The sequence below is a fragment of the Citricoccus muralis genome, from assembly GCF_003386075.1.
Lineage (GTDB): Bacteria > Actinomycetota > Actinomycetes > Actinomycetales > Micrococcaceae > Citricoccus > Citricoccus muralis.
Genome location: NZ_QREH01000001.1, coordinates 2,751,749 through 2,766,598, shown reverse-complemented (window position 1 = coordinate 2,766,598; position 14,850 = coordinate 2,751,749). Strand labels below are relative to the sequence as shown.

Here is a 14,850-nt window from a genome sequence, read left to right as displayed (position 1 = left end):
CCGCTCCGCCATCCGGCGGTAGCCCCCAATCTAGAGGGCCGGAGCGGTTGGGCTCAATCCCTCCAGACCGGGAGTCCCCTGATCAACCGCTGAATCGGATGCCGGCGACGGCGTCCTCGACCCTACTGCCCGGGGGCCGAGGCTTCGATCTCCCCGTGTTCCGGAGCCGCTTCCAGGGCCTCGGGCTGGTGGGCGATGGTGAAGGTGAGCTTGGCCGTCTCCGCCTCCCCTTCCAGACCCACGCTGATGGCAGAACCGGGCGTGATCTCCCCGAAGAGGATCCGCTCGGAGAGCTGGTCCTCCACGAGGTGCTGGATGGTACGGCGCAGCGGGCGGGCGCCCATGGCCGGGTCGTAGCCCCTGTTGGCCAGGAACTCCTTGGCCGGGGTGGACACGCTGATGGTGAGGTCCTGCTCGTCCAGGCGCTTCTGCAGGCGCGCGATGAACAGGTCCACGATCTGCACGATCTCGCCCCTGGACAACTGCGGGAAGACGATCACGTCATCCACGCGGTTGAGGAACTCCGGCCGGAAATGCTGACGCAGTTCCTCCTGGACCTTGCCCTTCATCCGGTCGTACCCGGTCTGCGTGTCCGCGGCGGACTGGAATCCCGTCATGACGCCCTTGGAGATGTCCTTGGTGCCGAGGTTCGTGGTCATGATGATCACGGTGTTCTTGAAGTCCACCACACGGCCCTGGGAATCGGTCAGGCGGCCGTCCTCCAGGATCTGCAGCAGGGAGTTGAACAGGTCCGCGTGGGCCTTCTCCACCTCGTCGAACAGCACCACGGAGAACGGGCGACGGCGGACCTTCTCCGTCAGCTGGCCGCCTTCCTCGTAGCCCACATAGCCGGGAGGGGCACCGAAGAGCCGGGAGACGGTGTGCTTCTCTTGGAACTCGGACATGTCCAGCGTGATGAGGGCTTCCTCGTCACCGAACAGGAACTCGGCCAGGGCCTTCGCCAACTCGGTCTTGCCGACGCCAGTGGGCCCGGCGAAGATGAACGAGCCGGACGGCCGATTCGGATCCTTCAGGCCCGCGCGGGTCCGGCGGATCGCCTGGGACAGCGACTTAATGGCCTCGTTCTGGCCGATGACCCGCTGGTGGAGTTCGGCCTCCATGTTGCGCAGGCGGTCGGTCTCCTCCTCGGTGAGCTTGAAGACCGGGATGCCCGTGGAGGTGGAGAGCACCTCGGCGATGAGATCGTCATCCACCTCGGCGATGCCCTCGGTGACGGAGGTCCGCCATTCCTCTTCCTTCTGATTGCGCTCGTCCGTGAGCTTCTGCTCCTGGTCGCGCAGGTTGGCGGCACCCTCGAAGTCCTGGCCGTCGATGGCGGCCTCCTTCTCGGCGCGGACCTCGGCGATCCGGGCCTCGAACTCCTTGATCTCCGGCGGTGTGGTCATCCGCTTGATGCGCAGCCGCGCCCCGGCCTCGTCGATCAGGTCGATGGCCTTGTCCGGCAGGAACCGGTCCGAGACGTACCGGTCAGCCAGGGTGGCAGCCGACTTCAGGGCCTCGTCCGTGATCGAGACACGGTGGTGTGCCTCGTAGCGGTCACGCAGCCCCCGGAGGATCTCGGTGGTCTCCTCGACGGAGGGCTCGTTGACCTGGATCGGCTGGAAGCGGCGCTCCAGCGCGGCATCCTTCTCGATGTGCTTGCGGTACTCGTCCAGGGTGGTCGCACCGATGGTCTGCAGTTCGCCGCGGGCCAGCATCGGCTTCAGGATCGACGCGGCATCGATGGCACCCTCGGCGGCACCCGCACCCACGAGGGTGTGGATCTCGTCGATGAACAGGATGATGTCCCCGCGGGTGCGGATCTCCTTGAGGACCTTCTTCAGGCGCTCCTCGAAGTCACCGCGGTAGCGGGAACCGGCCACCAGCGAGCCGAGGTCCAGCGTGTACAGCTGCTTGTCCATCAGGGTTTCCGGGACATCGTTGCGGACGATGGCCTGGGCCAGACCCTCAACCACGGCGGTCTTGCCGACGCCGGGCTCACCGATGAGCACAGGGTTGTTCTTGGTGCGGCGGGACAGCACCTGCATGACCCGCTCCATCTCCAGGGCACGCCCGATGACCGGGTCCAGTTTGCCCTCGCGGGCCGCGGCGGTCAGATTGCGGCCGAACTGGTCCAACACCACCGAGCCGGCAGGGGCCCCCTCGGACTGGCCACCGGCGGAGACGCCGGCTCCTGCGGTCTCCTTGCCGCCAGCACCACCCTGGTAGCCGGACAGCAGCTGGATGACGGTCTGGCGGACCCGGTTGAGGTCAGCGCCGAGCTTCACCAGCACCTGAGCGGCCACGCCCTCGCCCTCGCGGATCAGCCCCAGCAGGATGTGCTCGGTACCGATGTAGTTGTGGCCCAACTGGAGCGCCTCGCGCAGGGAGAGTTCCAGGACCTTCTTCGCCCGCGGCGTGAAGGGGATGTGGCCGGACGGGGTCTGCTGACCCTGGCCGATGATTTCCTGGACCTGCTCGCGCACCGCGCCCAGGGAGATGTTGAGCGACTCGAGGGCCTTGGCGGCCACTCCTTCGCCTTCGTGGATCAGACCGAGCAGGATGTGCTCGGTACCGATGTAGCTGTGGTTGAGCATCCGCGCTTCTTCCTGCGCGAGCACCACCACCCGCCGGGCACGGTCCGTGAATCTCTCAAACATTTGGGCACACTCCTTGCTGACTGTGGTGTCGATGCTACGCACCGTAAGACGACTTCGGGCGGCTGTTCGCCACTGGGAGAACAGCCGCCCGAAGGGACGTGGGTGCGGCGCGGGGACGGGAGCGGAGTGATCCGCCCTACCGCGCCACTGAACTATTTCTTCGCGTTCCGGTAGGCCTCGACGATGTCCCGGTGTAGCCGTCCCCGGCGGGAGACCTCGTAGCCGTTGTCCGCGGCCCATTCACGGATCTTCGCCGCCTCATTGGCGGGGGCCGGCGGTGCCACGGCGCGGGCCTTGCGGATGTACCCCTTCAGGGTCGTGCGCAATTCCTTGGCATGCTCCGCCGACAGGTCGATTTCATAGTGACGTCCGTCCAAGGAGAACTGAACGGTTTCTTCAGCCGGTGTTCCGTCCAGATCGTCAACCAAGACCACTTCCACTTTCTGTGCCAAGACTCCCCCTAGGTGTTCTGCTTTTCCCTCTCCAGCATCCGTTCAATCAGCCACGGTGATCCACGGACAATGCAACGGCAATCTGGAATCTGATCCTCTGATCTTGATCCGAATACCGAGTATTGCGGAGAAGATTAGAAACCTTCAACTCAGAAGGGCTTGCACGCCATCATTCCATGCGAACTCACAGGTTTCGAATGCGTGATGATTCCGAACAGCAAAGACCCTCATCGCTGTCTTTCAGCCTGATGTGACAGGGCATTCACGGATCAAGGAGTGACATATTCGCGTGCCATTGGCACCAGAATGGCGTTGTTTTCCCGGTATCCAATTTCCCTGGATCCAGGGGGGAAACCCTGCCACGCGGCGCCCAGAAGGGTCCGGAGGTTCAGTCGCGGGGGGACTGACCGCGTCCGTCGGGCCGGCCGGAGCCGTCGAATTGATCAACTCCGTCTGCTTGATCTGAGCCGTTCTGCCGGTCCTCTGCCGAGCCCTGCCCGGCACGCTGGCGGGCCCACTCCTGGGCCTCGCGCTCCTCAAGCTCCGCCTTGGCCTGACGCTCTCCCGTGTCCACTCGGAACACCGAGCGCATGACGAGCCAGAAGATCAGGGCCAGACCCACGGAGGGGGCCAGGACGGAGAAGTAATCCCAGAAACTTGCCATCAGTGACCGCCCCCGGTGGCCTCTGGCTTGAGCAGGGGAAACAGGATGGTCTCCCTGATCCCGGCACCGGTGAAGAGCATGACGAGCCGGTCGATGCCAAGACCGATACCGCCCATGGGCGGGGCCCCGTACTCGAGGGCCCGCAGGAAGTCCTCGTCGAACTGCATGGCCTCGTCGTCACCGGCGGCGGAGGCCCGGGACTGCTCCACGAGCCGCTCACGCTGGATGACCGGATCGATCAACTCGGAGAACGCGGTGCCCCGTTCCATTCCACCGATGATCAGGTCCCAGGCCTCGATGACCCCCGGCTGGTCCCGGTGCGGGCGGGCCAGCGGCTGTGCGGCGGGCGGGTAGTTGTAGACGAAGGTCGGGTTGATCAAGGTCGGCTCGACGATCTCGCCGAACAGCTCGAGGACCATCTTCTCGGCGTCCCAGAAGGGGTCGAACCTCACCTCGTGCTTCTCGGCGACCGCCCGCAGATCCTCGACGGCGGTGTCCGGGGTGATCTCCTGGCCCACCGCCTCAGACAGGCCGGGGTAGACCTCGATCCAAGCCCACTCCCCACCCAGGTCAATCTCACCCTGGGGGGTCTCGATGAGACGACCGGCGCCCACGGCGTCGGCGGCGTTCAGGATCATCTCCTTCATGCGGTCCGCCATGACGTACATGTCCGCCCAGGCCTCGTACGACTCCAGCATGGTGAACTCGGGCGAGTGCGTGGAGTCCACGCCCTCGTTGCGGAAGACGCGGCCGATCTCGAAGACCCGGTCGATCCCGCCCACGACGGTCCGCTTCAGGTAGAGCTCCGTGGCGATGCGCAGGGTCATGTCCTGGCCGAAGGCATTGAGGTGGGTCTCGAACGGGCGGGCGTGCGCGCCGCCGTGCACGAGCTGCAGGATCGGGGTCTCGACCTCCACGTAGTCGCGCGCTTCCAGGGTGGTGCGGATCGAACGGATGATGGCCGCCCGGGTGTGCACCATCTTGCGAGCCTCGGGCCGCACGATCAGGTCCGCGTAGCGCTGGCGGACGCGGGTCTCCTCGTTGAGTTCGGCGTGCAGCACGGGCAGCGGCCGCAGGGCCTTGGAGGCCATCTGCCAGGAGTCCGCCATGATGGACAGCTCGCCGCGACGCGAGGCGATGACCTCGCCGCTCACGGCCAGGTGGTCGCCGAGGTCCACGAGACGCTTCCAGTCCGCGAGGGAGTCCTCGCCGACGTTCGCCAGGGAGACCATGACCTGCAGGCGGACGCCCTCGCCGCCGTCGTCTCCCACGCCGCCTTCCTGCAAGGTGGCGAAGCACAGCTTGCCGGTGTTCCGCAGGAACACGACGCGGCCGGCAACGCCGACCGTGTCTCCCGTCTCCGTGCCCGGTTCGAGGTCGGGGTAGGCCTCGCGGATCTGCTGCAGGGAGTGGGTGCGCCCGACGGTGACCGGGTAGGCCTCGCGCCCGGCGGCCAGCATCTCGGCGCGCTTGTCATGGCGCACCTGGCGCTGGTCGGTGGTGCTGGTGGGATTGTCCGTGCTCACGGTCATCCAGTCTACGTGCCCCCGGCGGGACGCCAATTGCCGCTCCGGTGTCACCAGATGGTGACGCGGTCCTCCGGGTCCAGCCACATCGCGTCACCGGGTTCCGTCCCGTAGGCCTCGTGGAACGCGTCCAGGTTCTTCACCACCTGGTTGCAGCGGAACTCGTTGGGCGAGTGCGGGTCCGAGGTGATGCGCGTGATCGCTGTCTCCGTGCGGGTCAGCTGCCGCCAGCACTCGGCCCAGGAGGCGAAGAACGCCCGGTCCTGCTCGCGGGAGGCCTCGGCGGCATCGGCCCGCTCGGCGGGTCCGTCGGTGTCCGGGAGGCCTTCGGAGCCGGACCCCTCACTATCAGCGTCGGCACCGCTCGCGCCCAGGTTCTCCTCGCGCCAGATGCCCAGCGCCTGGGAGGCGATGCCGAGCCCGCCCAGGTCGCCGATGTTCTCCCCGAGCGTGAGTTCGCCGTTGACCTGGTGCCCGGGGGCCTCAGCGGGGCTCAGCACCTCGTACTGGCCGACGAGCCGGGCCGTGCGTTCCTCGAAGGCCGCGCGGTCGGCGTCGGTCCACCAGTTCTGCAGGGAGCCGTCCCCGGCGTACTGCGAGCCCTGGTCATCGAAGCCGTGGCCGATCTCATGGCCGATGACCGCGCCGATGGCTCCGAAGTTCTCCGCTGCCAGACGGTTCGGGTCGAAGAACGGGGGCTGGAGGATGGCGGCGGGGAACACGATCGCGTTCTCCAACGGGGAGTAGTAGGCGTTGACCGTCTGCGGGGTCATGTGCCATTCCTCCGGGTCCGGCCCCGTCTCGATCTTGGCGAGGTCGCGTTCGAACTCGAATGCGTTGGCGGCCCGGACGTTGGCGATGAGGTTCTCCGGGTCCACGGCCAGGGACGAGTAGTCGATCCACTTCACGGGGAAGCCGACCATGGGCTTGAACATGGACAGCTTCTCCAGGGCCTTCTGGCGGGTGTCCTCCCCCATCCAGTCGAGGGTGCTGATCGACCGGCGGTAGGCCTCGATGAGGGCGGAGATGAGGCCGTCCATGGCGGCCTGGTGGCCGGCCGGGAAGTGCTTGGCCACATACAGCCGGCCGACATCTTCTCCCACGGCGCCGTTCACGAAGGCGACGCCGCGCTTCCAGCGGGGCCGGACCTCCTCGGTGCCGGCGATCTTGCGGCCGTAGAACTCGAAGTTCTCGTTGACGAAGGCCTCGGTCAGGTAGGGCGCGGCGGACCGGAGCAGCTGGAGCTGCAGCCACCGCTTCCATGTGCCCAGGTCCTCCTCCACGAGCAGCGTCTGCATCGCGGCCAGGAAGTCCGGCTGCCAGGCGACGACCTCGGCGCTGCGGCCACCGGTGGCGCCGACACCCTCGAGCCAGCGCTCGGCCAGCGGGAAGGTCTCCAACAAGGCGGTCCGGTCCAAGAGGTTGTACCGGGCCACGGCGTCACGGACCTTGACGACGTCCCAGTGGGCGGCGGCGATCTTGGTCTCCAGGTCCACCACCCGGTCCGCGTCCCGCTCCGCCTCGTCCCGGTCCCCGCCGATGCCGGCGAGCATGAAGACGTTGTCCACGTGCTGGCGGTAGTCCGTGACCAGGCCCGCGAACTTCTCCTCGCGGTAGTAGGACTCGTCCGGCAGCCCGAGGCCGTCCTGGATCAGGTGCAGCAGCATGCGCTCGGGGTTGCCGGCGTCATTCAGGGAGCCTGTACCGATCAGCCCGCTGACGCCGGCACGCTGCAGCTGGCCGGAGAGGTGGATGAACTCCTCCGGGGTGGACACGCCCTCGATCTGGGCCAGGTCGGCGACGATCGGTTCGAGGCCGCGTTCCTCCACTCCGGATTCGTCCATGAAGGACGCGTAGAGGGCGCCGATCCGGCGGCGAGCGCCGTCGTCGTCATTCCCCGTGGTGAAGGAACCGGACTCACGCCCCGCTCCCGGGCCGGACCAGAAGTGCGCGGCCGCGTCCTCGGCGATGTGCCGCACGGCCAGCTCCGAGGCATCCCGCAACTCCATGAACGCCCCGTAGGCGCCCTGGTCCGCGGGGATCGAGTTGGACTGCAGCCAGGCACCGTTGACGTGCCGGTAGAGGTCCTCGCGGGCGCTGGGCTGCCGGGATGGGGTGGTTTCAGTCACGGATGCTCCTAGGAAGGGCCGGGCATGTCCACCGATCCTAGCGGCGAAGGGCCCCGACTCAGACGAGCGACTGCAGGCGGGCCAGGGACTGGTCCATCTGGTCGGGGCTGATGGCGGGGAAGATGTTCTTGGCCAGCAGCTCCGGGTCGGTGACCTGGGACCAGTCGTAGGTCAGGGAGACCTCCGTGGTGTCCTGGTCCACCGGGTCCAGCTGGTACACCCACTGCCAGCCGCCCGGTTCCCCGCCGACGGTGCCGGGCTTCCATCCCACGAGCTTGTTCTCGTCATAGGCCACCACGTGGTTCTCACGCTGGTAGTCGCCGCCCTGGGACTCGGCGTGCATGTTCATGACGAACGTGTCCCCGACCTCCTGGATGCGCTGGGACTTCTCATCTGCGCGCACCATGTCGGAGCCGTCGAACTCCTGATGCCGGGCCGGCAGGGTCAGGATCTGGAAGATGTCCTTGGCCGGGGCCTCGATGGTCCGGGTGACTGTCTGCTTCTTCTCGCCGTGGGCGGTCTCGTTCATCGTCATGCTGCACCCTAAACACGTCCGGCGCCCGACTTTCAAGGGCAGTGGTGCGCCGGCCGGCCAACCGGAGCAGTCAGCCGGAGGCAGCCGGACCGGTCAGCCGGAGCGGTTGCCGGCCCGCCCCGGCCTACCGCCGGGTGGCCGGCAGGATCATGTTGTCGATGAGCCGGACCGATTCGACGGTGGCGGCCACCAGGGCCAGCGCCTCATGTTCCAGCGGGGCGGCGAGCTGATCGGAGCTCAGGGGCTCCAGGGTCGAGTGGTCCACGACCGACAGATAGTCCAGGTCCGCCAGGGGTTCGGCGCGGACCAGCGTGCGGGCCGCGTCGAGATCGAGGGGACGGCCGGCGTCGGCGGCCAGGCGCAGGGATTCCAGGGCGCGGTGCAGCACGAGGGCCGCCTCCAGCCCCGCGAGGGACAGCCTGGTGTTCCGGCTGGAGAGCGCGAGGCCCTCCGGGGAGCGGACCAGCGGAACCGGGCGGATCTCGAGGTCGAAGTCCAGGTCCGCCCGCATCCGTCGCAGGACGGCCAGCTGCTGGGCGTCCTTCTGCCCGAAGTAGCTGCGCAGCCGCGCCGGGGCGGGTGGCATCGCGGCATGCCAGAGCTTCGCGACGACGGTGCAGACGCCGTCGAAGTGCCCCGGGCGCGCGGCCCCCTCGAGGACCTCGCCCATGTGGCCCGCGGTGACGGTGACCATGGGCGCGTCCGGATAGCCCGGGTACATCTCCTGCAGGTCCGGGGCGAAGACCAGCTCGCAGCCCTCGGCACCCAGGATCGCCCGGTCCGCCTCGAGGGTGCGCGGGTAGTTCTCCAAGTCGGACGGATCACCGAACTGCAGAGGGTTGACGAACACCGAGGCGATGATGATGTCGTTCTCCTCGCGGGCCTGACGGACCAGGGCCGCATGGCCGCCGTGCAGCGCGCCCATGGTCGGGATGAGGCCCACGGTGGGCTCAGGCACCCCGGCGGCGACCGCGGCCCGCACCCTCTCCGCGAGCGCGGCCTTGAACGCAGCCCGGGTGGTGTGCACGGCGGGCAGATCACCGGCGACCGAGGCCGGCTGGCGAGCTGTGTCCTCCAGGGTCAGGCCGGTACCGGCGGGGACGGGGGTGCGGTCAGGAACGCGGTCGAGCGGGGTCACGGTGGTGAGTCTAGGGCGGTTCAGGCGGGGTGCTGCCCGTCGAGTCGTCAGTTGGCGTGGCGATTGGCCCCCCATCGGCACCACAACTCCCGACTCGATGCCTCGGTCGGTGACCCGGCTCGGACCCTCGCCATCCGCCCCTGGCCGCGCCCCGCGCGCGAGGGTCACCGACCCAACAGGTCCAGCAGTTCGGCCACTCTCGCCTCGGACAGCGCGCCCCGGGCCAGGGCGCGCTGTGCTGTCGCCAAGGCCATGGCCCGGTAGGCCTGCCCGACGTCGGCCGGGATCCCCTCGACGGCGAGCACCTGCAGGTGCCGGCGCACCGTGCCCACGTCACCACGGGCCACCGGCCCGGTGAGGGCCCCATCCCCGTTGGCGAGGGCGTTCTCGAGGGAGGCGTTCAACAGCGGGGAGAGCATCCGGTCGGTCTGCTCCACGCCGATCGAGGCCAGGACCTGTGCGGCCTGCGAGGTCAGGGTGACGAGGTGGTTCGAGGCGTGCGCGAGGGCCGCGTGATAGGTCCCGCGGTCTGCCTCGGCGATGACGGCAGGCTCCCCACCCATCTCGACCACGAGGGCCTGGGCCACCGGCAGCACGATCGGGTCGGCGGTGACCCCGAACATGCAGTCCTGCAGCCGGGCCAGGTCCAGGGTCAGTCCCGTGAAGGACATGGCGGGGTGGATCGCGAGCGGGATCGCCCCGGAGGCCCGCACCGGGTCCAGCACGGAGACGCCGTGCGCACCGGAGGTGTGGACCACGAGGTGGCCGGTCTGGAAGTGACCGGCCTCTGCGAGCCCTGAGACCAGGTCCGGCAGAACGTCGTCGGGAACGGCGAGCAGGACCATCTCGGAGCGGCGCAGGATCTCGGGAATCTCGAGCACCGGCACCTCGGGCAGCAGGGATTCCGCCCGGCTGCGGGAGGCTTCGGAAACGGCGTGCACGCCCGTGACGGCGTGTCCGGCGTTGCGCAGGGCGGCCCCCAGCACGGCACCGACCTTGCCGGCTCCGATGACGCCGACACCTAGCCGGCCTGGCCGGTTCTGCGGCTCGGCGGCCCAGGGCTGGGTGCTCACTGCTCGATCACCTGCTGCGTGCGTTGCTCGAATCGGGCCAGCTCGTCCTCGCGCATCCACTGGTTGCGGTCCCTCATGCGGCGGGAGACGGCGGCGATGTCCGCCTCCTCGTGGAACAGTCGGACGGCGACGTCCACATCCGCGTGCGGCAGCAATGGCACCACGGGGCCCGCGGTGGAGTGGAATCGCAGGGTGGCTACGCGCAAGCGGCGTTCGAGGGGACCCTGGTGCAGGCCGATGGATTGGATCCGCTCGTGCGGCATCAGGACCAGGTAACGCTCGATCCTGCCCGAACGCAACAGGACCATGGTGTCCGTGGACCGGTAGGCGTTGCGCTTCCAGGTCAGCGGGTCCAGCCACCACACGCGCCGCGGCGAGTGCGTGAAGCCCTGCCCGCCGCCGCTACCGGTGATGCCTTCACGGATGACCTCCGGCGCGTCCTCCACGCCCGGGTCCGGCGCCACCACGGAGAGCACGCGCATGACGTCCTCGATCGTCCCGACCGGCAGCACCGTGGACTTGTCGGCGCCGCTGCCCTCCGTCACGGCACCATAGCCCGCCACGTTGACGCTCATCCGGTACCAGCCGAAGGCCCGCCACAGCAGGCCCTGGCTGATGCGCACCGCCTGGACACGGCCCGGCGGCACGGTCTGCTGTGAGGTCTCGAGCAGGCCGTACCGCAGGCGCAGCCCGTCCGGAGAGGTGGCGACCGTGAAGTTGTAGCCCTTGTTGAATCCGCCCCACGCGACGCCGACCAGCGAGAACGCGAAGGGGATGAGGACGAACAGCAGGATCAGCCACCAGTTGTCCTCGCCGTCCTGTGGGATGGTCAGGTCCAGGATCCAGGCACCCAGGACGAGGAGGACGATGATCGAGATCATCACGATCATCGCCGTGGACAACAGCACCGAACCGATCATCCGGCCCGCGGGGACCTTGAGCATGACGTGCTCGGGCGCCTCCGGGAGGGCCTGCTGCGGGAACTCGGCTGGACGCGGACCCTCGCCGGGGGCCTCACTCAGCTCCTCGCCTGACTCCGCAGTGGCCGCCACGGCACCCCGCCGTGCGACCTCCTCGGGGTCCGCCCCAGCGCGGATCCCCGCGGCACGGCCCATGATCTCGGCGCGGAGGATGCGGGCCTCGTCTTCCTTGATGAAGGCCAGCTGCATCGCCGTGCTGCCGCCGTCCGCCGCCTCGAACTTCAGTTCCGCGAGTCCGAAGATGCGCGCCACCAGCGGCTGGCGGATGTCCACGGCCTGGACGCGGTCATAGCGCACACGCCGGTGCTGACGGAAGATCACGCCGGTGTCCAGCAGGACCTGTTCCTCGGCGAGCTGGTACTTCGTGAAACGCCAGGAGAAGTAGTAGATGACCACCATGACCACGAACACCGCACCGTAGATGGCCAGGGTGATCCACAGTCGTCCGGCGTCCTGGAACTCGCCCTGGCCGATGAGGGTCCGGACCATGTCCTCGCCGAAGGACTGAGTGGCGAAGAACAGCATGGCGACGAGGATCACCCAGCCCCGCACCCAGGGGCTGATGGGATGCACGCGGTGCCATTCGCCGTCGGCCGCCTCCGGGCGACCCGCGCCGGGGGCCGGCTGATGCGGTTCGGCCGGGGCCGGGGCGGTGCTGTCCGGCTGGTGGTCCGGCTGCGCCTGTTCCGACCGGACCCCTGCGGGCTCCTCCGGCTCCTGCGGCGCCGTCACAGTCCGGCCAGACGTGCCTGTCCGCGGGCCATGAGCTGGTCGCGGAGCCGTTCACTGTCCTCGGCCGGGATGCCCTCGATGGTGGCGTTGGTGGCTGCGGACGCGGTCTGCAGTTCCAGGGAGCGGATGCCGAAGCGCCGCTGCACGGGGCCCTCCTTGATGTCGAGGTACTGGAGGCGCCCGTAGGGGACGGCCAGCACGCGGCGGAACCACAGACCGGACTTGAACACGAAATCGTCCTCACGTTCGGCGTAGCCCATGGCGCGCACACGGCGCGAGACGAGGGCCAGGTCCACGAGACCCCACACCAGCACGACCCCCGGCAGCCCCCAGGCCAGCCAGGCCGGGTAGGCGGGCCAGACGTCCACGAGCATGAGGACCAGCGGGACGGCCAGGACCGCCGTGATGATCAGCGTGGTGAGGCCAGTGGAGATGAGATGGGCCGGGACCAGCTTCGGGGACACCGGGGTCCACTCCACCTGCTCCAGGTCACCCACATCATGAGTCGTTCGTTCGGGCATATCCGCCTTCCCCCTCCGCGCCGTAGGCGGGTCCGGTCTGTCCCCGGTGCCCCTCGCCGTTCCGGCCATGTGCGTCTGTGGTGCCGTCCGCCCCGTCTTCCGGGGGTAGGCGGCAGTATTGCTCCACGATGTATCCCACGATAACCAGAACCAATCCCCCGACCACCATCAGCAGGGCATCGTTCACCGTGGGGGTGCCGAAGCCGGTAGCCGAGGTCAGGTGAACGAGGACGCCCCCGTGCCAGCCGGCGATGAGCGATCCGGCGTAGGCGCCGGCCTGCGCCAGTGCCAGGGTCCGAGTGGCCACGAGCGGGTTCATCCGGGCTGCGGGCGGGCGCTTCTTGTCCCGCTGGACGCGGATGCCGAGCACCAACACCAGTAGGGCGACGGATCCGAGGGTGATCGTAGAGGAGCGCACCAGCACTGGCGCGACCACTCCCGCCTCGGCCGTCAGCAGTGCGGCCACCCAACCCAAACCGCCGGAGACGATCACGATCAGCAACAGCCACAGGGGTCGGATGCCGTTCATGAGGCCGGCCCCTCGGTGCCGGTGGGCATCCGCCGCACCGAGCCGGCGTCGTCCGCTTGTGCGGCCAGGTCCGCGACGCGCGCACCGCCGAGCGTGGCCTCGGGGTCTACCCAGGACCACGGGGTGAGCACGAACGCGCGGAGGTGGGCGCGTGGGTGGGGAAGGGTGAGTTCGGGATCGTCCGAGGTCAGGTCTTCGTAGGTGATCACATCGATGTCCAGGGTGCGCGGTCCCCAGCGCACCTCGCGGGTGCGGTGGTGCGTGCGCTCGATCTCCTGGCCGGCCGCGAGCAGGGCACGCGGGGACAGGCGCGTCATGAGGGTCAGCACGAGGTTCAGGTAGTCGGGCTGACCCGGGGGGCCGCCCACCGGCTGGGTCACCGCCACCGGGGACACCCCGGTCAGCTCGATCCCCGGGGTCTCGGCGAGCTGGCGGACGGCGTCCGTGAGGGTCGCGGCGGCGTCTCCCACGTTCGCCCCGAGTGCCAGCACCGCCGGGACCGGGACGGGCGGGACGCGGTTCAGGTCCGGCCTGTGATGCCCGGTCTCATCGGCAGGCGAGGCGGGCGAGGTCACGTCCGGCTCCGGAAGACCGTGACCGCGACGTCGGCGAAGTCCGCCTCGATGGGAGCGTGCGGTTTGTGCACGGTCACCTCGACAGCGGTGGCCATGGGCTGTTCGGCGAGGAGTGCGCGGGCGATGCGGTCGGCCACGGTCTCGATGAGGTCGAGGGACTCCCCCGTGACCACGCCGAGTACCGTCTCGGCGACCTGGGCGTAGTTGACGGTGCGGGCCAGGTCGTCACCGGCGGCGGCCGGCGCCGCGTCCAGGTGCACCACCACGTCCGTGGTGAAGTCCTGGCCGTCCCGCTTCTCCTCGGCGAAGACACCGTGGAATCCCCGAGCGGTCAGCCCGGTGAGGGTGATGCGGTCGACCGGGCGCCCGCCGGTGCTCTCGACCACGGCTCAGGCACTCCGACGGCGGGCGCTGGCGGACTCCGGATCCAGCCAGGCCCGGGCGGCCTTGACCGCGTGGAGGCTGGGCTCGATCTCGTGGACACGCACTCCCCACACCCGGTGCAGGGCGGACAGGGCGGACACGGCTGCGGTGGCGTGGTCTCGGTCCGCGGGCGCCGGTTCGGCGCCGGCCTCATTGGCCAGCAGGGTACCGAGGAAGCGCTTGCGGGAGGCGGCCACGAGGACTGGGAATCCGAGGGACTGCAGGCGGTCCAGGCCCTTCAGCAGCTCCCAGTTCTGCGCGCCGGCCTTCGCGAAGCCCAGTCCCGGGTCCAGGATGAGTTGCTCGGGCTGCACGCCGGCCGCCAGGAACGCGTCCTGCAACTCGGTCAGCTCCCGGGCCACGTCCTCGACCACGTCGCCGTAGTCCGCGAGGGAGTCCATGGTCTTGGAGTCCCCGCGGTTGTGCATGAGGATGTACGTCGCCCCCGTGCGGGCGATCAGCTCGGGCATCTCGGGTTCGTAGTTCAGCCCGGAGACGTCGTTGATGATGACGTCACCGATCTTGAGGGCGGCCTCCGCGGTGACGGTGTGCATGGTGTCCACGGACACCACGGCGCCGGCCTTCACCAGGGCCTCGATGACAGGCAGGATGCGGTTCTGCTCCGTGACCGGGTCGATGGCCTCCGCCCCGGGACGGGTGGATTCCCCGCCCACGTCGATGATGTCCGCACCGGCGTAGTACAGGCGCAGTCCCTGCTCGATGGCGGCATCCGCGGCAAGGTACTCCCCGCCGTCCGAGAAGGAGTTGTGGGTGACGTTCACGACGCCCATGATCAGCGTGCGATCCGTGGGCAGGTCACGCAGGGTGCGGCGGCGAACCTTGCGGACCACCGAGAGGGGGCCCGTGTTGGGCCCGGTTCCGGTCTGTGCTGCCATCGAGTCCATCGGTGGTC

Annotated in this window: 14 protein-coding genes; all 14 read right to left on the bottom strand. The window is 68.8% G+C overall.

Going from position 1 to position 14,850, the window contains the following annotated elements:
- Positions 1-122: 122 nt before the first annotated feature.
- On the bottom strand, positions 123-2,660 hold the full coding sequence (locus C8E99_RS12270; RefSeq protein WP_115932524.1) for an ATP-dependent Clp protease ATP-binding subunit: 2,538 nt from the start codon (positions 2,658-2,660) through the stop codon (positions 123-125).
- A 152-nt stretch (positions 2,661-2,812) separates the two neighbouring features.
- Positions 2,813-3,112, bottom strand: coding sequence for a histone-like nucleoid-structuring protein Lsr2 (locus C8E99_RS12265; RefSeq protein ID WP_115932523.1), 300 nt, complete (start codon positions 3,110-3,112; stop codon positions 2,813-2,815).
- A 388-nt stretch (positions 3,113-3,500) separates the two neighbouring features.
- Positions 3,501-3,776 carry a hypothetical protein gene (locus C8E99_RS12260; protein ID WP_115932522.1) on the bottom strand — a complete coding sequence of 92 codons (276 nt, stop codon included), beginning with the start codon at positions 3,774-3,776 and terminating at the stop codon, positions 3,501-3,503.
- On the bottom strand, positions 3,776-5,308 hold the full coding sequence (gene lysS / locus C8E99_RS12255) for a lysine--tRNA ligase (protein WP_115932521.1): 1,533 nt from the start codon (positions 5,306-5,308) through the stop codon (positions 3,776-3,778). The genes C8E99_RS12260 and lysS overlap by 1 nt, the downstream gene beginning before the upstream one ends.
- 44 nt (positions 5,309-5,352) lie before the next feature.
- Positions 5,353-7,431, bottom strand: a complete 2,079-nt coding sequence (locus C8E99_RS12250; RefSeq protein WP_115932520.1) for a M13 family metallopeptidase — start codon at positions 7,429-7,431, stop codon at positions 5,353-5,355.
- A gap of 58 nt (positions 7,432-7,489) precedes the next feature.
- The gene (locus C8E99_RS12245; protein WP_425452929.1) at positions 7,490-7,960 is read right to left on the bottom strand and encodes an SRPBCC family protein; all 471 of its coding nucleotides are present in this window, start codon (positions 7,958-7,960) and stop codon (positions 7,490-7,492) included.
- A gap of 130 nt (positions 7,961-8,090) precedes the next feature.
- Entirely contained in the window at positions 8,091-9,104 is a 1,014-nt protein-coding gene (gene panC / locus C8E99_RS12240) for a pantoate--beta-alanine ligase (RefSeq protein ID WP_115932518.1), read from the bottom strand.
- Between the two features lie 164 nt (positions 9,105-9,268).
- Positions 9,269-10,177 carry a Rossmann-like and DUF2520 domain-containing protein gene (locus C8E99_RS12235; RefSeq protein WP_115932517.1) on the bottom strand — a complete coding sequence of 303 codons (909 nt, stop codon included), beginning with the start codon at positions 10,175-10,177 and terminating at the stop codon, positions 9,269-9,271.
- Positions 10,174-11,889 (bottom strand): PH domain-containing protein, encoded by a 1,716-nt coding sequence (locus C8E99_RS12230; RefSeq protein WP_245952312.1) that lies wholly within the window; start codon positions 11,887-11,889, stop codon positions 10,174-10,176. The genes C8E99_RS12235 and C8E99_RS12230 overlap by 4 nt, the downstream gene beginning before the upstream one ends.
- Positions 11,886-12,410 (bottom strand): PH domain-containing protein, encoded by a 525-nt coding sequence (locus C8E99_RS12225; RefSeq protein WP_115932516.1) that lies wholly within the window; start codon positions 12,408-12,410, stop codon positions 11,886-11,888. Before C8E99_RS12225 ends, C8E99_RS12230 begins: the two co-directional genes overlap by 4 nt.
- Positions 12,388-12,939, bottom strand: coding sequence for a DUF3180 domain-containing protein (locus C8E99_RS12220; RefSeq protein WP_115932515.1), 552 nt, complete (start codon positions 12,937-12,939; stop codon positions 12,388-12,390). Before C8E99_RS12220 ends, C8E99_RS12225 begins: the two co-directional genes overlap by 23 nt.
- A complete protein-coding gene (gene folK, locus C8E99_RS12215; protein WP_115932514.1) occupies positions 12,936-13,514 on the bottom strand; it encodes a 2-amino-4-hydroxy-6-hydroxymethyldihydropteridine diphosphokinase in 579 nt (192 codons plus the stop codon). The genes C8E99_RS12220 and folK overlap by 4 nt, the downstream gene beginning before the upstream one ends.
- Positions 13,511-13,900, bottom strand: coding sequence for a dihydroneopterin aldolase (folB, locus tag C8E99_RS12210; protein ID WP_115932513.1), 390 nt, complete (start codon positions 13,898-13,900; stop codon positions 13,511-13,513). The genes folK and folB overlap by 4 nt, the downstream gene beginning before the upstream one ends.
- A 3-nt stretch (positions 13,901-13,903) precedes the next feature.
- Entirely contained in the window at positions 13,904-14,842 is a 939-nt protein-coding gene (gene folP / locus C8E99_RS12205; RefSeq protein ID WP_115932512.1) for a dihydropteroate synthase, read from the bottom strand.
- Positions 14,843-14,850 lie beyond the last annotated feature (8 nt).

Bases quoted from the DNA above. Each gene is read 5' to 3' on its own strand.
- C8E99_RS12220 (WP_115932515.1), bottom strand. From the start codon at position 12,939: ATGAACGGCATCCGACCCCTGTGGCTGTTGCTGATCGTGATCGTCTCC.
- C8E99_RS12245 (WP_425452929.1), bottom strand. From the start codon at position 7,960: ATGAACGAGACCGCCCACGGCGAGAAGAAGCAGACAGTCACCCGGACC.
- C8E99_RS12260 (WP_115932522.1), bottom strand. From the start codon at position 3,776: ATGGCAAGTTTCTGGGATTACTTCTCCGTCCTGGCCCCCTCCGTGGGT.
- C8E99_RS12270 (WP_115932524.1), bottom strand. From the start codon at position 2,660: ATGTTTGAGAGATTCACGGACCGTGCCCGGCGGGTGGTGGTGCTCGCG.
- C8E99_RS12225 (WP_115932516.1), bottom strand. From the start codon at position 12,410: ATGCCCGAACGAACGACTCATGATGTGGGTGACCTGGAGCAGGTGGAG.
- lysS (WP_115932521.1), bottom strand. From the start codon at position 5,308: ATGACCGTGAGCACGGACAATCCCACCAGCACCACCGACCAGCGCCAG.
- folP (WP_115932512.1), bottom strand. From the start codon at position 14,842: ATGGACTCGATGGCAGCACAGACCGGAACCGGGCCCAACACGGGCCCC.